Here is a 1,030-nt window from a genome sequence, read left to right as displayed (position 1 = left end):
GGCCGGAAGGGGGACCGGGTGGCGAAGACCCCCAGCCGGGCGTTGCCCCCCAGCCGGGGCGGGCGGACGGTGGGGGACCACTCCGCCCGGACGGCCTGGTCGAACACCCACACCAGCCAGATGTGGGAAAAGCCCTCCAGCCCGCGGAGGGCGGCGGAGTTCCGGTACTCCGGTTCAAACACCACCCGGGCCTCCAGCGCCTCCACCAGGCCGCTCTGGCGGGGCACGCCGAACTTTCCGGCAAAGTCGCTGCGAATCCGGGCGATGGTTTTCATGGAAAATTCCTGGGGCATGGGGGACCTCCTTATATCTCCTGGTATTATAGTATAGTATACAGGAGGCGGGGAGAAAAGGGANGTCCTTATGTATGCCGGGNCGCCGAAGGGACCTGGAATCCTCCCGGCGGTCCGGCGGACGCTTAAAACGCCCGGTCGATAGCGTCTCCGGCGTCGTCCAGGGCGCCCCGGACCGACCGCCCGGCGTCGTCCACAGCGTCCCGGGCGCCGTCCATCAGGCCGTCCCCGGCGGTGCTTCCGCCATTGACGGAGCCGTTTTCCGCGGCGTTTCCGCCTCCGACGGCGCCGCCCTCATTGACAGAACCGNTTNCGGACTGGCTGGTGGAGCCGTCCACGCTGCCGGTGGTCTGGCCTCCGCCGCAGGCGGTCAGGCTGAACGCCAGCAGCAGGGACGCCAGCAGGAACATCAGAGTATTTTTCATGCCATACTCCTCCTTCGATCTTTCCGGCCCGGGACCCCGCCAGGCGGCGGGGTCCCGGGCTCTCCGTCAAAGAAGTTCACGGGCCGCCGGCCCTTGAGCCGCTTTGACGGCGCACGGAGCGGAGACGCCGCCCCGTGTTCACGATACCCAAACGCTATTGTCTCCCGTTCCCTCCGGGCAAACCGTGGGACTTTCCGGCGGGGGAGGGTTTTTTAGGGAAGCACTGATTAAAGCCGGTAAAAGCCAGGCAAACAGATAAAGGTAAAGGAAACGTCCAGTAAAGGGACCATATTGGGGGATGAATTCCTCGCT

General features: G+C 65.4%; 1 protein-coding gene. It reads right to left on the bottom strand.

What is annotated here, in order from left to right:
* On the bottom strand, positions 1 to 293 hold a 293-nt coding region (locus tag JX325_RS17615), incomplete at its 3' end, for an SAM-dependent methyltransferase (protein WP_204792292.1).
* Positions 294 to 1,030 lie beyond the last annotated feature (737 nt).

This window comes from Oscillibacter sp. CU971, from assembly GCF_905219725.1.
Taxonomy (GTDB): Bacteria; Bacillota; Clostridia; order Oscillospirales; family Oscillospiraceae; genus Oscillibacter.
The sequence above is the reverse complement of the archived record's forward strand: the minus strand, read 5'-3'. Positions and strand labels throughout refer to the sequence as shown.